Below are 21,284 nucleotides of genomic sequence, written 5' to 3'. Positions count from 1 at the left end.
CATCAGCCCTGGCAGGTGCAAGGGGGAGGCAAGCTGGCTGGGGCTGACATGAATTGTTCAGCGAGCGCCAGCGAGCCGGGCAGGAAGAAAGCTTGCCGACCGACCTTGCACCTGCGGTGAAGGAGGGTTAGCTGGCTGTAAGGACCAGGCCTTCCACGGCTACATCGGGGTTAATATCCACCCGGACGGTGTCGCCGTCCTTGATAGTCCCTGCAAGGATTCCTCGTGCCAGGCGGTCGCCGATTTCTCGCTGAACCAGGCGGCGCAGGGGACGGGCGCCGTAGGCGGGGTCGTAGCCTGCTAGTCCCAGCCACTCGGTGGCGGCAGGGGTGACATCCAGGGTCAGTCGGCGGTCCTCCAAGCGGCGGGCCATGGACTTGATTTGCAAGGCCACGATGGAGGACAGGTCCTCTGCGCTCAGTGGCTCAAAGATGATGAGCTCGTCCAGGCGGTTGAGGAACTCCGGTTTGAAGGCGGCGTTGACCGTGTTCATAACTGCGCTCTTGCGGCTCTCATCGTCCAGGTTCTGGTCGATCAGGAACTGAGAGCCCAGGTTGGAGGTCAGGATGAGGATGACGTTACGGAAGTCAACGGTGCGGCCCTGGCCGTCAGTGAGGCGGCCGTCGTCAAGAACCTGGAGCAGGATATCGAAGACTTCGGGGTGGGCTTTTTCGACCTCGTCGAGTAGAAGGACGGAGTAGGGGCGGCGGCGGACTGCTTCGGTGAGCTGACCGCCTTCTTCGTAGCCGACGTATCCGGGAGGGGCCCCGACTAGGCGGGCGACGGCGTGCTTTTCGGCGTATTCGCTCATGTCAATACGGACGAGGGCACGCTCATCGTCGAACTGGAACTCAGCCAGAGCTTTGGCCAGCTCGGTTTTACCGACACCGGTGGGGCCCAGGAAGAGGAAGGAACCGATGGGCCGGTCGGGGTCGGAGATACCGGCGCGGGAGCGGCGCACGGCATCGGCTACGGCGGCGACAGCTTTCTTCTGGCCGATCAGCCGTTTGCCGAGTTCTTCTTCCATGTGCAGGAGCTTTTCGGATTCGCCTTGGAGCATACGACCTGCGGGGATACCGGTCCAGGCGGAGATAACTTCGGCGATTTCGTCGGCTGTGACTTCTTCGGAGACCATGGATTCTTGCTGGGCGCTGCTCTCTGCCCGCTGAGCTTCGGCCAGTTGCGCTTCAAGGGCGGGGATTTCGCCGTAAAGGATCCGGGAGGCTTCTGCCAGGTTGCCTTCGCGTTGGGCTACTTCTGCTTTGGAACGCAGCTCGTCGATTTGGGTTTTGAGGTCGCCCACTCGGTTGAGTCCGGCTTTCTCAGCTTCCCAGCGGGCGTTGAGGGCGTCGAGTTCTTCCTTCTTGTCGGCCATATCTGCACGTAGGGCATCTAGGCGTTCGAGGGAAGCGGGGTCGGTTTCGTTGGCGAGCGCCAGTTCTTCCATGGTGAGGCGGTCTACGGCACGGCGGAGGACGTCGATTTCTTCGGGTGCCGAGTCGATTTCCATGCGCAGGCGCGAGGCGGCCTCGTCGATCAGGTCGATGGCCTTGTCGGGGAGCTGGCGGGAGGGAATGTAACGGTTAGAAAGGTTGGCGGCGGCGACCAGGGCGGAGTCTGCGATGGCTACCTTGTGGTGGGCTTCGTAGCGTTCTTTGAGGCCGCGTAGAATGCCGATGGTGTCTTCCACAGAAGGCTCACCGACAAAGACTTGCTGGAAGCGGCGTTCCAGGGCGGCGTCTTTTTCGATGTTTTCGCGGTATTCGTCCAGGGTGGTGGCACCGATCAGGCGTAGTTCGCCGCGGGCTAGCATGGGCTTGAGCATATTGCCCGCATCCATGGAGCCCTCGCTGGCACCGGCACCGACGACGGTGTGGATTTCGTCAATGAAGGTGACGATTTGGCCTTCGGATTTTTTGATGTCTTCGAGTACGGCTTTAAGGCGTTCTTCGAATTCACCACGGTATTTGGCACCGGCGACCATGGCACCCAGGTCCAGGGAGATAAGGGTTTTGCCGCGCAGGGTTTCGGGTACGTCGCCGGAGACCATGCGTTGGGCTAGGCCTTCGACGACGGCGGTCTTACCGACACCGGGTTGCCCGATCAGTACGGGGTTGTTCTTGGTGCGGCGGGAAAGTACCTGTATGACGCGGCGGATCTCGCTGTCTCGGCCGATGACGGGATCAAGTTTGCCTTCGCGGGCGATGGCAGTGAGGTCGGTGCCGTACTGTTCGAGGGCACCGAAAGTGCCTTCAGGGTCGGGGGTGCTCACGGTGCGGTCTCCTCGGACTGGGGGGATGGTTTCTTCTAGGGTTTTTTCGCTGGCACCTGCGGCGGTGAGGGCACGGGCGGTTGCGTCGTTACCTGCAGCTAGGGCGAGCAGGAGGATTTCGGTGGAGATGTAGGTGTCCCCGAATGTTCCGGCTTTAGCCTGGGCTGTTTGAATGGCGCTCAGCAGGGCCCGTGAGGGCTGTGCTTGGGCGGTGGATTCTCCTGAGGCTTTGGGGAGCTTGGAGATTTCAGTGGATGCCGCAACTGAGAGTGCATCAACATCGATCCCTGCGGCTTTGAGGACCGCAACCGCTACGCCCTGGCGCTGGTCAAGCAAGGCTTTGAGCAGGTGGGGTGTATCGAGGGTGGGGTTGCCTGCGGTTTGGGCGTTAAGGTTGGCGGCCGATAAGGCCTCTTGGCTTTTACTGGTGAATTGCGCTGACATTTTTCTCCTGAGCTAGTAGGTCTTTTCCCTAAGGTTGAGTGTACTTCACTCAACTCATAATTGAGTCTACTACACTCAACTTATATACACCAGGTAGCTGAGGCCTTCCCCACCCTTGACCCACCGAGCAAGAAGGCCAATCCACCGAGTCCGGCTAGCTCAATCCAAGAAATCATATATGGATTCTGCCCGCTCCAATTCTTCCTTGACAGAATCATCGACACCGCGGGAGACCGATTCAGCTCGCCGCCAGTTACTCAGGGAAAGGAGCAGGGAGGCAGTTGCAAAGGCGTAAGTGAGGATACCGGCTGGGTTGCCGAAACCGGCTGAGAGCCCAATAAAGTCACCCCCCAGTAGTGACGATGCCGCCGAGACAACAGTTCCATCCAGGCGGTCGGGGACCAAAAAACCGAAGATGAGGGCCATCAGCCAGGTGGCACCCCAGACAAGCGCGGTCCTCGGCGGTAGACCTGCCCGTTTACCAGCTTTTTGTAATTTCATTTCTTTGCCCGAGAAGTAGGCTGCAGCTAGCATCAAACCCGCCAGGATCGGCCCTAGTGAGATGGCGAAAATTGGCAGCAGGCTACCGTCGGCACCAAACAGGGAGCGCCCAGCAACCACCCACAGGGCCGAGAGAAGTGCCCAGGGAACAGCCAGGTAGAAAATAGCCCTGGTCAGGAGCCCGCCCTGTCTCATCAAGTAGGGGTGTGACCGGGCCTCACCAGGAGCACCCGACTGAGGGCCCTGCGGAGGTAGGTGATTGGCTGAGGTTTTTTGCATTTGGCTCACTCCCCCATTTTAGGCCCACCCTTCTTAGTCCTCACAAGAAGCAGGCACCACAAAGCCGGGGTGGCCCACCTCTTGACGGTGAGCCACCCCGGCTTTTGAGTTGCGAGGGTTACCTGCTAGCTGAGGTTACCCTGCCCATCTTCGAGGTGACTACGCAGGAACCACTGGAAGAGCTCCAGTTCGGCAGTCTGACCGATCAGCAAATCTTCGGTAATAGGGTCAATATCGCCCACCTTAGCAATAGCAGCACGGTGGTCTTCGATAACAGCGCTATAGACGTCATTAAGAGCACGAATATGGGTCATAGCGTCAGCACGGTCAACATCATATCCGGCCCAGGTGCGCTTTTCTACCAGGTCGCCTGAGAGACCGTTGGGGGAAACACCCATGGTAGCCATGCGCTCTGCGATGGCATCAACAAAGCCGCGCACCTGGTCTACCTGGGGGTCCAGCATTTCGTGGACTGCGATGAAGTTGGGGCCAACGACATTCCAGTGAGCATGCTTGAGGACCAGGTGCAGGTCATTGAGGGCGTGCAGGCGGAGCTGGAGGACGTCAGCTACGTGGTGGCCAGACTCTTCGGTGAGGCCCGGTACGGTAAATGATGCGTATTTGCTCATGATTCTTAAACTTCCTGTTAGGTAATCAGGTCGATCCCAAGCTGTGGGTTTCGGCCTGCTGTGTAGTTCCAACCTTACGCTGTCCCTGCCGCCATTTCAAGGCTTATTCTGAGTAAATCATAATAAGGAAACCCTGATTTGACAAGGTATTCTGCCTAAAACAGAAGGTAAGCAAGGCTAACCTCAGCGCAACTGACTGGGTACAACACTCTCCCCAAAGGGATCTTAGCCAGCCCCTGCTCTACCCACCAAAGACCATAAACCATTTATGTGATTTACAACATATCCCCCGGGGTTCTAGCTGACCGTTGCCACCGGTCCCAGTCTATGACTAGAGTAAGAGTCAGCCACAGGGGGCTCGCCCCAGCGCTACCAGCTCCAGACCTAAGAGTAAAAGATCGTGACAGCACCCACCCCATATACTGCCCCCTGCACAACACCCAGCAAGGCCCAAATTCGCCGCTGGCGGCGTTATTTAGCAGAAGAAATCTCCGAAGCTCGCATTTACGCTGCGCTGGCTGAACGCACCCACGGTAAAGAGGCAGAAATCTTAGGCCAAGTAGCCCAGGCCGAATACCGCCACCAGAATCACTGGCGCCAGCTTCTTGGAGAACACGCTTTTCCTGAGCCCAAACCTTCGGTCTCGGCCCGTATTCTTGAACTTCTAGCCAAAAATTTTGGCTCAGTCTTCGTTCTTGCCCTAGCCCAAAGAGCCGAGGGACGCTCCCCCTACGCGGAGGATCCCGATGCAACTGAGGCTATGGCAGCCGATGAGGCTATCCATGAGGAAATCATTCGAGCCCTTTCTACCGCTGGCCGAGAAAAGCTTTCTGGCAACTTCCGCGCCGCTGTCTTTGGCGCAAATGACGGCCTTGTCTCTAATGCTGCGCTCATCATGGGTGTTGGCGCTAGCGGGGTCAGCAACTCTATGATTCTTCTTTCTGGTGTCGCAGGCCTGTTGGCAGGCGCGCTTTCTATGGCTGCCGGTGAGTTTGTATCGGTCCGTTCCCAGCGCGAGCTACTCGATGCCTCCCGCCCCACCCAGGTCACCCTCGATGTAGCCCACCAGCTCGATATTAACCAGAATGAGTTAGAGCTGATTTACAAGGCCCGCGGTATGAGCGAGGAGGCAGCCCACCACCGTGCCATGGAACGCTTTGGGCACTTCACCTGCGACTGCGACCCCTCACTCTCTTTCCGCGACCTTGAGGAGGATCAGGAAGCGGGGGTAGAACACGGTGCGCTGGGTAGCGATGTGGGAGCTGCCGCCTCAAGCTTCTGCTTCTTTGCCTCCGGCGCTCTCATTCCGATCCTGCCCTACATCTTTGGGGTACAGGGTCCATTCGCTATGTTGCTAGCCATGTTGCTGGTAGGCCTTGCCCTCATGCTAACCGGTGGCGTGGTGGGCCTACTCTCCGGTGCTTCGCCTTTCAAACGTGGCTTACGTCAGCTAGCTATTGGCTACGGAGCTGCCCTGGCTACCTACTTGCTGGGGCTGGCCTTTAATGTGGCTCTGGCCTAGCCAGCAATCTCTCTGAGCAAGCGCTCAGGACCACTGTCTCAAGCTACCGCCCCCTGGCCTCAATACCCTTTAGGCTAGCTAGCGCCTTGCCCCTATCCGCTAGTTCTTGCCCGCCCATCAGCCCTGACCTACTTGCTCTTGTTGACCGACAAAAGGCAGGGGCTGGAGCCTATAGCTCCAACCCCTGCTCAGATACTTATCTGTCCTTCTCTATCTTCTAATAATTAGAGAAAGGCTACTTTCTAAGAGGCAAAAATCTCACGCATGAGCTGAGCAGCCTCAGAAGGAGTCTTACCCACCTTCACACCAGCAGCTTCCAAGGCCTCCTTCTTAGCCTGAGCGGTACCCGAAGAACCGGAGACAATCGCACCAGCATGGCCCATAGTCTTACCCTCAGGAGCTGTAAAACCAGCCACATAGCCAACAACAGGCTTGGTCACATGAGCCTTGATAAACTCAGCGGCACGCTCCTCAGCATCACCACCAATCTCACCAATCATCACAATCGCTTCGGTCTCAGGGTCAGCTTCAAAAGCCTCCAGAGCGTCAATGTGGGTGGTGCCAATAATGGGGTCACCGCCAATACCGATAGCGGTGGTAAAGCCAATATCGCGCAGTTCAAACATCATCTGGTAGGTCAGGGTGCCTGACTTAGATACCAGACCGATTTTGCCCTTGCCGGTGATGTTGGCGGGGGTAATACCCACCAGGGATTCACCGGGGGTAATGATACCGGGGCAGTTGGGGCCAATGATGCGGGTGACCTGCTTGCCCTCAGCATTGACCTTGCTCTTGGCGTAGGCCCAGAATTCGGCAGTATCACCTACGGGCACGCCCTCGGTGATGACAACCACCAGGGGAACCTCAGCGTCAATCGCTTCAATAACAGCGTCCTTGGTAAAGGCCGGGGGTACAAAGACGATTGAAACGTCTGCGCCGGTCTCCTGGATAGCTTCAGCCACAGAGCCAAAAACCTTCAGCTCGATATCCTGGCCCGAAGCGTCCTTGTGAGTAACGGTGGTGCCAGCCTTGCGGGCGTTAACGCCGCCCACAATCTGGGTACCAGCGGCCAGCATACGGGCGGTGTGCTTAGTACCTTCACCGCCGGTGATGCCCTGAACGATGACCTTAGAGTCCTTGTTCAAAAAGATAGACATAATAAAAACCTTCTAAATCTGTGTTTTCGCGGTGAATTAAGCGTTGTAAGCCAGCTCGGCGGCCTTATCGGCACCGGAGTCCATAGTCTCGGCCAGGTGTACAAGCGGGTGGTTGGCCTCAGAAAGAATGCGGCGGCCTTCTTCCACGTTGTTACCGTCAAGGCGAACGACCAGGGGCTTGGTTGCCTTATCGCCCAGGATCTCAAGAGCCTGAACGATACCGTTAGCAACAGCGTCACAGGAGGTAATACCACCAAAGACATTGACGAACACAGACTTGACCTGCTCATCGTTGAGGATGATATCCAGACCAGCGGCCATAACCTCAGCAGAAGCGCCGCCACCGATATCCAGGAAGTTAGCGGGCTTGACCTTGCCGTGGTTCTCGCCAGCGTAGGCTACAACGTCCAGGGTGGACATAACCAGGCCCGCACCGTTACCGATGATGCCGACCTGACCATCGAGCTTGACGTAGTTAAGTTCGTTTTCCTTGGCCTTGGCTTCGAGGGGGTTCTCTGCGCTCTTATCGACCAGGGCCTCGTGATCGGGCTGGCGGAACTCTGCGTTATCGTCCAGGGAGACCTTGCCATCCAGTGCCAGAATCTTGCCGTCACCGGTCTTGACCAGCGGGTTGACCTCCACCAGGGTGGCATCTTCCTTCTTGTAGACCTCGCCCAGCTTGACCAGTACAGCGGCTACAGCCTGGCGGGTGTCCTCGGCAAAGCCAGCTGTCTCAACGATTTCAGCGGCCTTAGCGGGGCTAATTCCCTCAATGGGGTTGATGTCTACCTTGGCCAGAGCCTCGGGGCGCTCAACGGCCAGAGTTTCAATATCCACGCCGCCTTCCACCGAACACATAGCCAGGTAGGAGCGGTTAGCCCGGTCAAGCAGCATAGAGAAATAGTACTCTTCGGCAATGTCAGCGCCCTGAGCAATCATCACGCGGTGAACGGTGTGGCCTTTAATGTCCATGCCCAGAATCTGCTGAGCATACTCGTAGGCTTCATCGGCGGTCTTAGCAACCTTAACGCCGCCCGCTTTACCGCGGCCGCCTACCTTGACCTGTGCTTTGACAACGGTGACGCCACCAATTTTTTCGGCAGCGGCTTTTGCTTCTTCTGGGGTGGTAGCTACGATGCCCTGGAGCACGGGTACACCGTGCTTCTCAAAGAGATCTCGTGCCTGGTATTCAAACAGGTCCACAGGAGTGTCCTTCTTCGTCGAAGTCGTGCCGGGCCGTGTGGGCCAGGCCTTTACAAATGCGAAGCCTCCACGTGCCCCCAGCGAGAGCCAGAGCACACAGAAGCCTCTCCATGAGCAACTTTAGCGCACTTCACAGCAAGGGAGCTAACTTATCAAGTTATATTGAGCGACCCAGTTAAGTACGATCAAGTTAGCAGAGCTAGGCTCAGCTACTTAAGGAGGGCACAGGCATCCAAGATATTGACCAAGAACGGTGCTGTGTCTGAAGCCCTCGGAACCATGAGGTACTCCATCTCATCAATACGCCATAGCATAATCCTGGCTTCAGAAACCCGGCAGCTCATGGCCTGCCCCGGTTTAAAGACATCGGGTGGGAAGTCAAAAGCTACAACTTGGTCAATCACCTGCGCAGCTGCTTGCCCGCTAAGGTTAAGGACGGTGCGGTTAACTGATACATCAAGAACCAGACCCTCATCATTCCCTAGGGCAGTAGCTAAAGCTCGCCCTAGTTTCACCGGATCAACGCGGGTCACGACCAGGTAGACCCCTGCTTCGACATAAAGGCAGGCTACGACCTGTCGGGTACCGTAGAGCATGTAGCGGGCTAATGCGTCACCGCTGACCTGGCCGGGTAATTCGGGGAGGGAAACTCCCAGTACCTTTTCTAAACGGTGAGCGGCGGAGCTAGCAGGGTCCACTTCAAGCCGGAAGAGCGACAGGTCAGATATTTCCTGAAGCTGGATACGGGTATCGGTGACCTCGTCCATGGCATGAGCGAACTCCTCAGCAACCGAGGGCAAACTACTGTCATTGTTCATCGAGCTACCTCATTGTGGCATGATAGAGAACCGGCAAAGGCATGATACCCCCTTAGGGCGCTAGCGGCCACGATTAGCTATCTTTCTTGGTCAATGGCGCATAGCGCAGAAGCAGTCGCTTTTCTTCGCGGGCAAAACGAACTTTAGCCACCGTTTTGTCTCCTGCCCCTTCAAGTGCCAGAACCTTACCCTCACCGAAAGTTGTGTGCTCTACAGTATCGCCGACGGAGAGTAGGGGAATTTCCTTATTCTGCTGTACCCGCGAGACCCTGCCTGCTGCGGCGGCATAGCCGTAGGAGGCAGAACCGTTCACTTCAGCTATCGAGGGGGAAGACCTGCGCTGAGGTTGATCGAAGCGAGCAGAGTAGCTAGAGCTTCCGTAAGCCGGTGTGCCAGTTTCTGACCGCCAAGCGCCCCTGCCGCCAGCGTAGGCACCGCCGTAGCTAAGGCCACCCATCGAATAAGTGGAGCCGGTACGTTTCCATTCGATAAGTTCCTCGGGAATCTCTTCAAGGAAAGGGGAGGGTGGGTTGAACTGGCTCTGGCCCCACATAGACCGGTTCTCGGCACGAGTCAGGTAAAGCCGTTCCATCGCGCGAGTCAGGCCAACGTAAGCCAGTCGGCGTTCCTCACTCATCTCCGAGTCATCGGTCAGGGCACGCTGGTGAGGGAAGAGTCCGTGCTCCATACCGGTGAGGAAGACCACCGGAAACTCTAGGCCCTTAGCCGTGTGTAGGGTCATGAGGGTAACTACGCCCTGAGAACGAGCCTCGGCAACCTCTGCCGCAATCTGAGCAGCGCTGGGGCCGCCTTCCTGGTCCTGCTTTGGCTTGTTGGGAATCTGGTCAGCGTCAGCGACCAGGGCAACGTGCTCCAAGAAGTCCTCGAGGCTTGCACCGGGGTTATCAATCTCAAACTCGCGGACAGCATCTACCAGTTCCGATAGGTTTTCTACCCGGGACTCGTCCTGAATATCCTTGGATTCACGCAGGGCAGCCAGGTAGCCGCTCTGTTCCAGGACGGCTTCTAGGCAGGTAGCGGCAGACTCGGTCTGTGCGATCTGGGCCAGGTCGTCGATGAGCTGGGAAAAAACGGCCAGCTTCTTAACCGCGGCAGAGCCCAGCCCCGGAACTTCGGTACCCTGGCGCAGGGCTGCCATGAAAGAGATGCGGTTGGCTCGTGCGTAGTCGGCAACCACACTCTCCGATTTAGTTCCGATACCGCGCTTAGGCTCGTTGAGAATCCGGCGCAGGTTGATATCATCATCGGGGTTGACGAGAACTCGCAGGTAGCTCAGGGCGTCTTTAATTTCTTTGCGTTCGTAGAAGCGGGTGCCGCCCACCACCCGGTAGGGCAGACCAACTCGCATGAGCATTTCTTCCAGGGTACGGGACTGGGCGTTGGTCCGGTAGAAGACCGCAATATCACCCGGCGCGGTTCCGTACTCGTCACGCAGGCGGTCAATCTCCTGGGCGATATACCGTGCTTCGGCCTGCTCAGATTCGGCCACATAGCCGGTAATTTTTGCGCCATCGCCGCTGGCTGTCCAGAGTTTCTTGGGCCTGCGGCCGGGGTTGCGTTCAATCACGGCATTAGCCGCGCTCAGGATGTTCTGGGTTGAGCGGTAGTTCTGTTCCAGCAAAATGGTGCGAGCAGTGGGGTAATCCTGCTCAAAATCGGTGATATTGCGAATATCAGCACCGCGGAAGGCATAGATGGACTGGTCAGAGTCACCCACAACGGTCAGCTCTGCCGGAGGGTAGGCATCGGGGTAGGGCCCTGGCGCACCGGGTTCCGGGCCTTGAGCGGGAGCCCCCACCAGCTGGCGAACGAGCTGGTACTGGGCGTGGTTGGTGTCCTGGTACTCATCCACCAGGATATGGCGGAAGCGGCGGCGGTAGTATTCGGCTACCTGCGGGTGATTCCGAAGCAGGTTGACGGTTTCCAAGATCAGGTCATCAAAGTCAAGTGAGTGGGCCGCTTTGAGACGTTCGGTATAGATGCTGTAAATCTTAGAGATGGCAGCTTCCCAGGGGTCGCTGGGGGAGGTTTCCTGGGCAAACTGCTGGGCGGTCACCAGCTCATTCTTCAGGTTGGAGATTCGGTTGCCCACGGCCTTAGCGGTGAACTTCTTAGTGTCCAGGTTGAGCTGTTTGATAATCAGGGTTAGCAGGCGCTGGGAGTCGGCAGAATCGTAGATTGAGAAAGTTGTTTTAAGGCCCAGGTTCTTAGCTTCACGGCGAAGTAGACGCACGCAGAAGCTGTGGAAGGTGGAAATCCACATATTTTGAGCTTTTGGCCCAACGAGGTCGGTAATACGTTCACGCATCTCTGCGGCCGCTTTGTTGGTAAAGGTAATAGCCAGGATCTGACCCTGGTGAGCACGCCCGGTCGCCAGCAGGTAGGCAATACGGTGGGTGAGGACGCGGGTTTTACCGGATCCTGCACCAGCAACAATGAGCAGAGGCGAGCCAGCGTGTTCAACGGCTGCAGCCTGGTGCTCGTTCAGGCCTTCAAGGAGCCTATGCGGTTGGACCTGCCAAGCGGGCTGACGGGAAGGACCGCCAAACTGAGCACCACCCATCTGGTAGGAGGGTGGCAGGAAGTCGAGCTCAGCCAGATCAGCTGGGGCGGTGGGAACCGGTGCAGGATCTTGACTAGGGAGCCAGTCGGGTTCATCGTAGTACCCTCCCCCAGCTTGGCCCATAGGCGGGGCCTCTTCTGCGCTTTCGCCCTGAGGCCTGGGTGCCCGAGAGGTGGGCATAAAATCATCGTCATCAAACATGGTGGGCTCTTTTCCTGATTCAACCGTCAAATAACCATTTTAGGCGAACATACTTTCGAGGCCCCAGCTTTTAGCTGACAGATAAGATAGACAGTATGGGTCTTTCAAAAGGTCAGAAGAAGCGCCTCTATGGCGAGAATACACAAGTACACTCCCCCGCTCCCTCTCCGCCTGCAGCACGGTCCAGACTAAAGGCACAGGCAGAACCGCGGGTTATCACCGACTACAGCGCAGCGGAGTTAGCTGCCCAACCGGAAAAAGGCGGCGGCTCCTATATCTTTGTGGGAGTGGCTTTCGCGGTCACAGCCCTCTTCCTTCTCTACTACTACCTCATCTTATTGCCCGGTATTTCGACAGTTGCAGGTGTGACTGCCCCTGAACTCATGGCTAGCTTTGATGCTGAGCACCTAGAGGCTCTGGCATCTGGCCTGGGCGAAGAAGGTATCCGTAGCTACCAGATTGTGCACCGCTCAACGGGCCTGATTTTACCCCTCATTTTTGCTTTTACCTGGTGGAATATGGTTAGGGCTTCCCGCTTTGAGCTACTTCTGGGCCGGCTGATGCTCGCCCTTCCTCTTGCCTACGCCGGTGTATTTATGGCCGGTGGTTTTGCGCTGGATCAGGCTATTGCCAACCCGCTCAGCTCCGCTACAGCTTTGGCTTCTTTGCTCATAGCACTTCGCTGGGGACTCTTTGTACTCTGCCTGCTTCAGCTAGGGTATCTGGCTGTACGTCTTGTCCGCTCTAAGGTTGATGCTTTCTCACGCGGTGAGCTACCCGGCCAGTCATAAGCCTGAGTTCGGGGTCAAGGAGTACCCCGGCAAGGGGCTTTGAATGACGAGCTCACACACGGCCTGTATTTAGAGTTAGCTCCTCAATGCTGTAAACTGATGGGGTTGCCTGCCCTCGTAGCTCAGGGGATAGAGCACCGCTCTCCTAAAGCGGGTGTCGATGGTTCGAATCCATTCGAGGGCACAGACAGAGAAACCCACCTACTCTGGTAGGTGGGTTTTTCGCGTTTAGACCTCAGCTTATGAGAGAATGAACATTCTTTTTATAGCCCTAGCAGCCCTTTTCCTACGGGAGCTTCTTCTGCTTTTTACGGTAGAGGGCACGCGAGATCAGCAAGCCGATGACGATACCCACACCACCGGTAATCGATACCCACATAGCAGCGTGGCCAACCAAAAGGGCGATAAGCAGACCAATAACAATTCCGGGGACCGCCCCGGCAATCATACCCACAGCCATATAGGTAAACTCTTGATCCGATGCGTTCCTGGGGCTTTCAAATTGAGGTGCCATAGGCTATATCCTAGCTGCGCGTAAGGGAATAGAAAAAGGGGATAAAAAATGCGCCCCAGCTGGTCGTCTGGTGCGCATTAGCAGGCTTAGGCCTACTGGGGGGATCCATACCGTGTGATGTGTGGTAGGAATTCTTTAATACTCACAGCTTTCTCTTACGACCAGGAAAACTGTGGTTGGACTACCTCAGGGAAGCCGAGGCTATTCGCCTTGGCAGGACCCTAGGGTGAAGTCTTATTAGATACCTGCGGTGTAGTAACCGTCAACAGGCATGAAGCCGCCACCGTCAACAGCGGTCAGCATGGTGCCCTGTGAGGGGTTCAGCGCTGAGATCATCTGGCCGTTGCCAACGTAGATACCAACGTGTGCATAACCGTTAGTGAAAACGATGTCACCGGGCTGGGGGTTAGCGGTAGGGGTGAGCTGGGTTGCCATAGCGTAGGTGTAGGCGGTCAGGTTGATGCCAGCCTGAGCGTAAACGTAGGATACGAAGCCTGAGCAGTCCCAAGCCTTGTAGGACTTGCCACCCCATACGTAGGCGCCACCGAGGCCGTCGTAAGCAGCTGCCAGAACGGTTTCACGAGCGGTGGAGAGATCGACGTTGCTGGGAAGCTCAGCGACGGTGTTGGACTGAGTGGTTACAACAGAGGTATTTTCTACAGGGGCAACGGTTTCGTAGTTGTAGCTGTAGGAGTTGTAAGCCTGGTTGTCGTATACAGCCAGCGCAGGAGCGGACTGAACGGGAGCGGTAGCGGTTTCTGCTACTGCAAAAGCGTTTGCGGGAGCAACTGAAGCGGCCAGCATGGCACCTGAAGCTGCAACGATACCTGCATTGCGAATGATAGTTGACTTAGTCATTGTGTTTTCCTCCATTGCCGGACGAGGTGAGCTGTCGGGTTCGAACATGAAGTACGCTCGGCTACCGGTGAAGGTAACTTAACCCCAAGGGCTCCTAGTACAGGATCCCAAAGTTGGGTCCCCCGCTTCTGCCTGATGATGTTTGTGAGTGAACCTGTGAACCGTGGCAGAACTAGGCGTTCAGTCCGCAGGGTGCTAATCCGACCAGTGATGAGCACAAATCAAAACACTACACACACTTTCAGATATTGTCACGTTTTGATTACAAAAGTCGCGGCTTCCAACCCTAGAAAGTAAGCAGGGTTACCTATTGCCTGCAGGTCACACCTCGGGAACAAAGCTCTGAAAGCTGTCAAAAAACCCGTTCTGACAAGCTGAAATTATGGTGACTGGGGTCATATAAAGAAGAGTTTTTTACCCCAGGAGCCACCGCGCCCTCCCATCAGGGGGCACCAATGAGAAACCCGCCACTTAATTAAAAAACTTCACTGGACGGCACTACTGAGGGCCCCAGGACCCATCACCGCGCCCCCTACCGCCTCCCGGAAGCAGCGAATATAACAGTTTGATAACAAAAAAGAGGCCTAGGCGCTCACCCAAGCCTCTTTTCTGTTACCAAGATGTTACCTTTTGACGACGATAGCTTCTGCTACCTCAGCGTTCAGGATCAAGGACTCATCTTCACCATCGGCGTGCACCAGAACGGAGCCGTCCTTACGCCCCACAATAGAAACAGTTGCGCCGTAGACAATTCCTGCATCACCTAAGCGCTTTAATAGCTCAACATCTGTCTGAATAAACTCTGGCAGACGAGAGACGGTAAACCTGTCATCCTCATCGGAATCTTTAGCCGCAATCGACATGGTGACTGTACGTCCATCGTTCTCTTGGCTCTGTGCACCCAGCTCCTCCAAACCAGGAATAGCATTACCGTAAGGCGAGAACTTAGGTTCGTTGAGGAGTTCCAGGAGACGACGTTCCACTCGCTCGCTCATCACATGCTCCCAGCGGCAGGCTTCTTCGTGGATGTACTCCATTTCTAAACCAATCACATCGGCCAGTAGGCGTTCAGCAAGACGGTGCTTACGCATTACCTCAACAGCCTTGTGGCGGCCTTCATCGGTGAGTTGAAGAGAACGGTCGCTCGCTACAGTCAACAGGCCGTGTCGTTCCATACGGGCAACAGTCTGGGAGACGGTAGGCCCAGAGTGTTCAAGGCGTTCGGCGATTCGAGCTCGCATAGGGGTAATACCCTCTTCTTCAAGTTCGAGCACAGTTCGCAGATACATCTCAGTAGTATCAATCAGGTCAGTCATGCCTTCTCCTCTCGTTCCGAGCCCACCCCGCTAGGGCTAGGCAAACAGTGCAGTCATTATCATTAATTGTATGCCGTGCCCAGGCTTTTGGGCGTGACCCTGCCCGATCAGGTTTGCACAGTTCTACCCTCTTACTTCTCACTCTGTAAATTTCAGCCCCTCTTTTGCGGTTCTTGCCCCGCCCTAGCCGACAAGCACCCCTATCACCGTCACAATAGAAAGAGTAGGACGGCAGATAGCACCCTCCCCCTTTCCACGCATCCGCTATCTGCGCTTAGCCCCTACTTTTTACGAGGAGACACCGTGACCGACTTCCCCACCATTCCATCCCATATGCTCCCAGCCGATGGCCGTTTTGGTGCCGGCCCTTCAAAGGTTCGCCCCGAACAGCTTGCCGCTGTTCAAGCGGCAGGCCAGCATCTTATGGGAACCTCCCACCGACAGGCCCCTGTCAAGAACCTGGTCAGTGAAATCCGTGAGGGTCTGCGTTCTTTCTACTCTGCGCCCGAGGGCTACGAGGTAATTCTTGGTAACGGCGGAGCTACTGCTTTCTGGGATGCCGCCACCTTTGGGCTAATCGAGAACAAAGCCCAGCACCTCACCTTTGGTGAGTTCGGCTCTAAGTTCGCAGCCGCCACCCAGGCCGCTCCTTTCCTGGCAGACTCTACCGTCTTGACCAGCCCTGCAGGGACTAGGCCGGTTGCCCACGCTGAGGAAGGTGTTGATGTATACGCTTGGCCTCACAACGAAACCTCAACCGGTGTTTTCGCACCCGTCAGCCGCCCCCAAGGCGCCGGTGAAAACGCCCTGGTTCTCATCGATGCAACCAGCGCCGCAGGAGGCCTTGACCTTGATATCTCGCAGGCTGATGTCTATTATTTCTCAGCCCAGAAGAACTTTGCCTCCGACGGCGGCCTCTGGTTGGGGCTCTGGTCACCCGCCGCCCTGGAACGGGCACAGCGGATTCAGGACTCAGGCCGCTGGATTCCTGACTCCCTCAACCTGGTAACCGCTATCGATAACTCACGCAAGAACCAAACCTACAACACCCCCGCACTGGCCACCCTGATCATGCTCAACGAACAGCTCAAGTGGCTCAATGAACAAGGCGGTCTAGCCTTTGCATCGGCCCGTACCGCTGACTCAGCAGGCAGAGTCTACCGCTGGGCAGAAGAGTCAGACTTTGCCAGCCCCTTTGTAGCCAATCCGGCAGAGCGCTCAAACGTGATTACCACCGTGGACTTTGATGACAGCATTGACGCGGCAGCTATCGCTAAGGCGCTACGTGCTAACGGTATCGTCGATACCGAGCCCTACCGCAAGCTGGGCCGCAACCAGCTCCGCATTGCGACCTTTACCGCGATTGACCCCGACGATATATCAGCTTTGCTGAACTGTATCGACTACCTGGTCGAGCAGACCGCGGGCTAAAAAGCTTCCGGCTCTTAAGACCGGGCCGCCCCGTTTCACCTCCTAGAGGCAGTGCGGGGCGGCTTTTTATGCCACGTGAAAGTCTAGCGTGGCTCCTGGATATCAATTGCAGCTGTCACAGGCGGCGGCTCAGTGCCCTCAGCAGCGGGGCTTTGCTGAGCGCGCAGAACCAGGCGGGTAGGTACTGAGCGGTCATAGCGCAGGTGCAGGTGCCGGTACTTCATAATCCATACCAGCCCCAGAAGAGCGGCCAGGAAACCCGACGCAGAGGCCACACCCAGCCCCCAACGCGCCCCAAAGATATCGTTAACCAGCCCTACCAAGGGAGAACCGATAGGGGTTCCACCAATAAAGACAGCCATATAGATACTCATAACCCGCCCGCGCATTTCAGGCTCGGTGGTCACCTGCACATAGGCGTTGGCAGAAGTAATAATAGTCAGCGCCATCAACCCCAGAGGAATCAGTGCCAGAGCAAAGAGCCAGAGACTGGGAGCCAGCGCCGCGAGCGCTGTAGCCACGCCAAACCCCAGGCAGGATGCGAACATGAACCGCATCCGTGGGGTATCTCGCCGAGCAGCTAAGAGTGTACCGGCTACCGAGCCGATAGCTACCACCGAGTTCAGCACACCGAATTCCCCGGCACCCTGCCCAAATTCGGTGGTTGCCATGGCAGCAATGTTGAGGGCTGTGTTAAGGCCAAAAGTGCCGATGAGGAAGGCCGCTACCATCACCACAACGATGTCGGGGCGGCCCCTAAGGTAGCCAAAGCCGTCACGGATACGGCTCTGGGCCGCCGATGAACGGGGCAGAGGCCTTAGCTCCGAGGTACGCAGAGCGAGAATAGCTGCCATCATGGCAGCAAAAGAGAAGGTATTAATCAAGAAGACCGGCCCCGTACCCACAAGAACCACCAGCAGACCGGCGCAAGCCGGGCCGATCATGCGCGCCACGTTAAAGGACATGGAGTTCAGGGCAACGGCGTTGGGTAGGTCTTTATCCGATACCAATTCAGAAACCAGGGTGGAACGTACCGGCGCGTCAAGGGTAGAAACCAGGCCCAGGGCGAGCGCAAAAAGGTAGACCTGCCAGATAGCAACATGCCCAGAGAGCACCAGTAGGCCCAGGCCGAGGGCAAGAAGCCCCATAAGGCCCTGGGTCCACATCAGAATTTTCCGGCGGTTACCCCGGTCAGCTAGTGCACCGGCGTAGGGGGACAGCAAAAGCGGTGGGGCGAACTGGAGAGCTATCACAATACCCATCTGGGTAGAGTCATGGCTGGACAGGTCGTTAAAAACCAGCCAGTCCTGGGCTGTACGTTGCATCCAGGTGCCGATATTAGAAATTAGGGCACCGATAAACCAGATTCGGTAGTTAAAAATCCACAGTGACCGGAAAGTTCTAGGCTTTCCGGTCACAGGTGGAGGCCCTGATTGCAACAGCCCACTCATTCTTGGGTAGCGGCCACCGGGGTTGAAGCTGACTTACTCTCGGCATATTCGCCCTCAAAGTCTGCCGCGTCGCCTTCGGGTATTTCCTGATCGTAATCAAGGTCCTCGCGGTCTTCGGGGCGCAGGCGGTCAGCCCAGGGAACCCAGGCAGGGGCAAGAAGAGCATCGTCACCCGGTATCAGCCCAATTTCGCAGACGGTTGCGACCTTAGAACGCGGGGCGCGGGAGAGCGTGGCAAACCAGAACCAGCCCCTGTAGCCAGGGAGGTCACATTCAAAGAGGTGGGTGGTGAGCCGCTCTTCTTCACCGCGCAGGTGGTGGACCGGGCCAATAGAGTTTTCGGGTGCAATGTCAGCCAGCCCCGCAAGAGCTACATCTTTAGCGGCGGCAAGGACGGCATCAACTTTGCTGGTTCGACACCGGCGGGTAGGTAGGCCCAGGGTCGGCTCGGGAGCCGGTGCCTGGTCCTTTTCAAGCCCTAAACCCTGCTCCGCAGAAGAATCAGGGGCAGGGGGTAGCAAGAACTTATCGCTACCGGTTTCTTGGAGCCCGTCTTTTACCACTTCAGTCATACCCTCTATTAAAGCAGGCTAGCGCGAGTTGTGGGGTTTCCCTCCCACTACCTTCTCAGAACGTGCCCTCCAAGGCGGCCTAATCTTGATACCTTATTGGGTATGGACTCTGACTTTTCTGAAACCCCCGAGCTCCCCTACGGCAAGACCATCCGTTCTTTGGGGGTGAGCTCTCTTGCCCTCATGATTCTGGGTGCTATCTCTGGGCTGGCTATGCTTCTGCTTAAATGGGCGACCGGCTCAGCTCCCCATATCCTGAGTATTATCCCGCTGATGGTGCTCCCGGTCGCTTTCATGGCCTTATTAGCGGCTCTTTTCTTTACTCTGCTTCGCCGCCGAACAAGCTAGACTAGAGCTGTCCCTCTCGGCTCGCGTTTCTGCGCGCATCAGACCCAACCTTTCCCTAATACCCAGCAAAGCGCCCAGCTGTGCACAGGTAGCGCACAGGTAATAAGCGCACAATAGAACTGTGAACATCAAAGAACCTGAAGCAAAATTATTGGTCGTCGATGACGAGCCCAACATTTTAGAGTTGCTGGCAACTTCCCTGCGCTTTGCAGGTTTTGAGGTTGTTACGGCGTCCAACGGGCGTGAAGCCCTTGATAAGGCCGAAACTGAGTCCCCCGACCTGGCCGTCCTTGACGTCATGTTGCCTGATATGGATGGCTTTACTGTCACCCGTAAGCTGCGCAGCTCCGGCCGCCTCTTTCCCGTGCTCTTCCTCACCGCTAAAGACGACACCGAGGACAAGGTCACCGGCCTTACCGTCGGCGGTGACGACTACGTCACTAAGCCCTTTAGCCTTGATGAAGTGGTAGCTCGGATCCGCGCCGTGCTGCGACGCACTCAGCCCCAGCACGAAGAAGATTCACGCCTGCGGGTTGATGACCTAATTCTTGATGACGATGCCCACGAGGTTTTCCGTGGCGACCGCGAAATCGACCTCTCCCCCACCGAATTCAAGCTGCTGCGCTACCTGATGCTCAACCCCAACCGGGTGCTCTCCAAAGCGCAGATTCTTGACCATGTGTGGGAGTACGACTTCAACGGCGACGCCTCTATCGTGGAGTCCTACATCTCTTACCTGCGCCGCAAAATTGACAACGATCCGGAGCTCCCCCCGCTCATTCACACCAAGCGTGGCGTGGGCTACCTGTTACGGACAGCTAACAAAAATTAAGGGGTAAGAGTTTGCGCTCTCGTCTCTCTGTGCACCGGCTGGGTTCGCTTTCATTGCGGACCCAGTTGGTGCTTTTAACGTCTATGCTCCTGGCCCTGGCCATTTCGGTCATGTCTCTGGTCGCTATTTCTGCCATTCGAGCCAAGATGATGGACCAGCTCGATGATGAGATTGAGGCCAGCTACAGCTACCTGGTCACCGCAGTGTACGCAGACCAGCAGCTCTCTCAAACAGAGGGAACTTTTATACCCTACGAGGCCTACCTACTTGATAGCGACGGAAAGATTGTGCGCCCGGTAGCCACTCTGGCCGACGAAACCTCCTCGCCCCTGATCTCTGGGCTGACCGCTGAAAACGTCAAAAAATACAACAAGGCAGCGCTGACGGTCCGCTCGTCAAGCGGGCACACCGAGTGGCGCCTGATTGCTTTCCCTGTGGAGGAGACCCATCAGACCCTGGTCATTGCAGCGCCGCTCACCCAGATCAACCAGACCGTAGCCATCGTAGGCGGCCTGACCTTACTCTTTGGCGTGGCTACTTTGCTTGCCTCCATAGCCCTGACCTGGGTCATTGTCACCCGAGCCTTTGAGCCGCTGGCAAGGGTAGAACAGACCGCCGCCCAGATTGCGGCAGGCGATCTTTCTCAGCGTATCGAGAACTACAGCCCCTACAACGAAATCGGCCATCTCACTACCTCACTCAACACCATGCTCTCCCATATTGAGGAGGCCTTTGACGCGCAAAAACGCTCTGAAGTTAAAATGAGGCGCTTTGTAGGCGATGCCTCGCATGAGCTCAGAACCCCGCTGGTGTCCATCCGTGGTTACTCTGAGCTTTACCGTATGGGCGGGCTACCTAACGACGAGGCTGTTGCTATGGCTATGGACCGGATTGAATCCGAGTCAAAGCGCATGGGCCAGCTGGTAGAAGATCTCCTGACCCTGGCACGGCTAGACGAACGGCGAGTGACAGAGAACGCTCAGGTAGACCTGCTCAGATTAGCCCAGGATGCCGCCAACGACGCCTTTGCTTCTGAACCCGACCGAACCATTGAGGTAGTCGGCCTCGAAGGCGCAGAGGCGCTTACGGCCCTGGTCTGGGGCGATGAGCAACGGCTACGCCAGGTGCTAGCCAACCTCATGACCAATGCCCTGCGTTACACGCCCGCCGGCTCCCCCATTGAAATAGCGGTGGGTTCTGTTCCCGGTATCGACGGTAGCTGGACCTCCATGCTCCAAGTGCGAGATCACGGCCCGGGCATCCACGGTGAGGATGCCGAACGCGTCTTTGAACGGTTCTACCGGGCAGATACCTCCCGGACCAGGGAGACAGGCGGGACTGGCCTGGGCCTGGCGATTGTAGCGGCTATTGTTAGCCAGCACGATGGCTCAATCAGTATTGAAGAAACCGAAGGCGGCGGTGCCACTTTCACTATCAGGCTCCCCCAGTACAGCACCCATACAGGCCCGGTTGCTCTCGCCCGGCAAAAGTAGGCGGTCTTGCCCCGGGAGAACACTTGTGTATAAATGCCGGGCGAGCTTCATATTGCAGACGCATTTAC

The 21,284-nt window shown here is 56.8% G+C and carries 18 protein-coding genes, 1 tRNA gene and 1 riboswitch; of the genes, 7 read left to right on the top strand and 12 right to left on the bottom strand.

Translation table 11 applies throughout. The features are described from left to right. Window positions 1–127: 127 nt before the first annotated feature. From clpB to ACN082_RS01770, 3 genes are all read right to left on the bottom strand, one after another. The gene (clpB, locus tag ACN082_RS01780; protein ID WP_419099134.1) at window positions 128–2,716 is read right to left on the bottom strand and encodes an ATP-dependent chaperone ClpB; all 2,589 of its coding nucleotides are present in this window, start codon (window positions 2,714–2,716) and stop codon (window positions 128–130) included. A 159-nt stretch (window positions 2,717–2,875) separates the two neighbouring features. Then, complete coding sequence (locus ACN082_RS01775; protein WP_419099133.1) at window positions 2,876–3,496, bottom strand: hypothetical protein; 621 nt, start codon at window positions 3,494–3,496, stop codon at window positions 2,876–2,878. Window positions 3,497–3,621: 125 nt separating this feature from the next. Then, window positions 3,622–4,125, bottom strand: coding sequence for a Dps family protein (locus ACN082_RS01770; RefSeq protein ID WP_419099132.1), 504 nt, complete (start codon window positions 4,123–4,125; stop codon window positions 3,622–3,624). A gap of 400 nt (window positions 4,126–4,525) precedes the next feature. On the opposite strand from ACN082_RS01770, the gene ACN082_RS01765 reads away from it, so the two are divergent. After that, window positions 4,526–5,647: a VIT1/CCC1 transporter family protein gene (locus ACN082_RS01765; RefSeq protein ID WP_419099131.1), complete on the top strand. Its 1,122-nt coding sequence runs from the start codon at window positions 4,526–4,528 to the stop codon at window positions 5,645–5,647. Window positions 5,648–5,889: 242 nt separating this feature from the next. Here ACN082_RS01765 and sucD read toward each other — a convergent pair whose 3' ends face one another. The 4 genes from sucD to pcrA all read right to left on the bottom strand — a co-directional run bounded on the left by sucD (window position 5,890) and on the right by pcrA (window position 11,610). After that, the gene (gene sucD, locus ACN082_RS01760) at window positions 5,890–6,804 is read right to left on the bottom strand and encodes a succinate--CoA ligase subunit alpha (RefSeq protein WP_419099130.1); all 915 of its coding nucleotides are present in this window, start codon (window positions 6,802–6,804) and stop codon (window positions 5,890–5,892) included. A gap of 36 nt (window positions 6,805–6,840) precedes the next feature. Then, complete coding sequence (gene sucC, locus ACN082_RS01755) at window positions 6,841–8,007, bottom strand: ADP-forming succinate--CoA ligase subunit beta (protein ID WP_419099129.1); 1,167 nt, start codon at window positions 8,005–8,007, stop codon at window positions 6,841–6,843. A gap of 209 nt (window positions 8,008–8,216) precedes the next feature. Beyond that, entirely contained in the window at window positions 8,217–8,825 is a 609-nt protein-coding gene (locus ACN082_RS01750; protein ID WP_419099128.1) for a hypothetical protein, read from the bottom strand. 73 nt (window positions 8,826–8,898) lie between these two features. Next, window positions 8,899–11,610 carry a DNA helicase PcrA gene (gene pcrA, locus ACN082_RS01745; RefSeq protein ID WP_419099127.1) on the bottom strand — a complete coding sequence of 904 codons (2,712 nt, stop codon included), beginning with the start codon at window positions 11,608–11,610 and terminating at the stop codon, window positions 8,899–8,901. A 95-nt stretch (window positions 11,611–11,705) separates the two neighbouring features. On the opposite strand from pcrA, the gene ACN082_RS01740 reads away from it, so the two are divergent. Together ACN082_RS01740 and ACN082_RS01735 are read left to right on the top strand one after the other, a co-directional pair. Then, entirely contained in the window at window positions 11,706–12,401 is a 696-nt protein-coding gene (locus ACN082_RS01740; RefSeq protein WP_419099126.1) for a hypothetical protein, read from the top strand. A gap of 111 nt (window positions 12,402–12,512) precedes the next feature. After that, window positions 12,513–12,585 (top strand) — tRNA-Arg (locus ACN082_RS01735). Window positions 12,586–12,687: 102 nt separating this feature from the next. On the opposite strand, the gene ACN082_RS01730 is transcribed toward ACN082_RS01735, so the two are convergent. The 3 genes from ACN082_RS01730 to ACN082_RS01720 form a co-directional block, all read right to left on the bottom strand. Continuing rightward, on the bottom strand, window positions 12,688–12,915 hold the full coding sequence (locus ACN082_RS01730) for a hypothetical protein (RefSeq protein ID WP_419099125.1): 228 nt from the start codon (window positions 12,913–12,915) through the stop codon (window positions 12,688–12,690). Between the two features lie 237 nt (window positions 12,916–13,152). After that, window positions 13,153–13,773, bottom strand: coding sequence for a C40 family peptidase (locus tag ACN082_RS01725; protein WP_419099124.1), 621 nt, complete (start codon window positions 13,771–13,773; stop codon window positions 13,153–13,155). A 4-nt stretch (window positions 13,774–13,777) separates the two neighbouring features. Continuing rightward, window positions 13,778–13,938: riboswitch (cyclic di-AMP (ydaO/yuaA leader) on the bottom strand. Between the two features lie 458 nt (window positions 13,939–14,396). After that, on the bottom strand, window positions 14,397–15,089 hold the full coding sequence (locus ACN082_RS01720; RefSeq protein ID WP_419099123.1) for a metal-dependent transcriptional regulator: 693 nt from the start codon (window positions 15,087–15,089) through the stop codon (window positions 14,397–14,399). 333 nt (window positions 15,090–15,422) lie between these two features. On the opposite strand from ACN082_RS01720, the gene serC reads away from it, so the two are divergent. Further along, the gene (gene serC, locus ACN082_RS01715) at window positions 15,423–16,520 is read left to right on the top strand and encodes a phosphoserine transaminase (protein ID WP_419099445.1); all 1,098 of its coding nucleotides are present in this window, start codon (window positions 15,423–15,425) and stop codon (window positions 16,518–16,520) included. 83 nt (window positions 16,521–16,603) lie between these two features. Here serC and ACN082_RS01710 read toward each other — a convergent pair whose 3' ends face one another. After that, window positions 16,604–17,938, bottom strand: a complete 1,335-nt coding sequence (locus tag ACN082_RS01710; RefSeq protein WP_419099122.1) for an MFS transporter — start codon at window positions 17,936–17,938, stop codon at window positions 16,604–16,606. 29 nt (window positions 17,939–17,967) lie between these two features. Continuing rightward, entirely contained in the window at window positions 17,968–18,543 is a 576-nt protein-coding gene (locus ACN082_RS01705; protein ID WP_419099121.1) for a DUF3027 domain-containing protein, read from the bottom strand. 102 nt (window positions 18,544–18,645) lie between these two features. Between ACN082_RS01705 and ACN082_RS01700 the strand changes: the two genes are divergently transcribed. The 3 genes from ACN082_RS01700 (at window position 18,646) to ACN082_RS01690 (ending at window position 21,216) form a co-directional block, all read left to right on the top strand. Further along, entirely contained in the window at window positions 18,646–18,891 is a 246-nt protein-coding gene (locus ACN082_RS01700; RefSeq protein WP_419099120.1) for a hypothetical protein, read from the top strand. A gap of 121 nt (window positions 18,892–19,012) precedes the next feature. Further along, window positions 19,013–19,723: a response regulator transcription factor gene (locus tag ACN082_RS01695; RefSeq protein WP_419099119.1), complete on the top strand. Its 711-nt coding sequence runs from the start codon at window positions 19,013–19,015 to the stop codon at window positions 19,721–19,723. Window positions 19,724–19,806: 83 nt separating this feature from the next. Then, window positions 19,807–21,216, top strand: a complete 1,410-nt coding sequence (locus ACN082_RS01690; RefSeq protein ID WP_419099444.1) for an ATP-binding protein — start codon at window positions 19,807–19,809, stop codon at window positions 21,214–21,216. The last annotated feature ends 68 nt before the right edge of the window (window positions 21,217–21,284 follow it).

The organism is Rothia sp. CCM 9417 (assembly GCF_048513575.1).
GTDB lineage: Bacteria > Actinomycetota > Actinomycetes > Actinomycetales > Micrococcaceae > Rothia.
This window is presented reverse-complemented; position numbering and strand designations above follow the sequence as displayed.

Excerpts from the sequence above, each read along its gene's own strand:
- clpB (WP_419099134.1), bottom strand. The coding sequence starts at position 2,716 with ATGTCAGCGCAATTCACCAGTAAAAGCCAAGAGGCCTTATCGGCCGCC.
- ACN082_RS01775 (WP_419099133.1), bottom strand. The coding sequence starts at position 3,496 with ATGCAAAAAACCTCAGCCAATCACCTACCTCCGCAGGGCCCTCAGTCG.
- ACN082_RS01770 (WP_419099132.1), bottom strand. The coding sequence starts at position 4,125 with ATGAGCAAATACGCATCATTTACCGTACCGGGCCTCACCGAAGAGTCT.
- sucD (WP_419099130.1), bottom strand. The coding sequence starts at position 6,804 with ATGTCTATCTTTTTGAACAAGGACTCTAAGGTCATCGTTCAGGGCATC.
- ACN082_RS01750 (WP_419099128.1), bottom strand. The coding sequence starts at position 8,825 with ATGAACAATGACAGTAGTTTGCCCTCGGTTGCTGAGGAGTTCGCTCAT.
- pcrA (WP_419099127.1), bottom strand. The coding sequence starts at position 11,610 with ATGTTTGATGACGATGATTTTATGCCCACCTCTCGGGCACCCAGGCCT.
- ACN082_RS01740 (WP_419099126.1), top strand. The coding sequence starts at position 11,706 with ATGGGTCTTTCAAAAGGTCAGAAGAAGCGCCTCTATGGCGAGAATACA.
- ACN082_RS01730 (WP_419099125.1), bottom strand. The coding sequence starts at position 12,915 with ATGGCACCTCAATTTGAAAGCCCCAGGAACGCATCGGATCAAGAGTTT.
- ACN082_RS01725 (WP_419099124.1), bottom strand. The coding sequence starts at position 13,773 with ATGACTAAGTCAACTATCATTCGCAATGCAGGTATCGTTGCAGCTTCA.
- ACN082_RS01720 (WP_419099123.1), bottom strand. The coding sequence starts at position 15,089 with ATGACTGACCTGATTGATACTACTGAGATGTATCTGCGAACTGTGCTC.
- serC (WP_419099445.1), top strand. The coding sequence starts at position 15,423 with ATGCTCCCAGCCGATGGCCGTTTTGGTGCCGGCCCTTCAAAGGTTCGC.
- ACN082_RS01705 (WP_419099121.1), bottom strand. The coding sequence starts at position 18,543 with ATGACTGAAGTGGTAAAAGACGGGCTCCAAGAAACCGGTAGCGATAAG.
- ACN082_RS01700 (WP_419099120.1), top strand. The coding sequence starts at position 18,646 with ATGGACTCTGACTTTTCTGAAACCCCCGAGCTCCCCTACGGCAAGACC.
- ACN082_RS01690 (WP_419099444.1), top strand. The coding sequence starts at position 19,807 with ATGCTCCTGGCCCTGGCCATTTCGGTCATGTCTCTGGTCGCTATTTCT.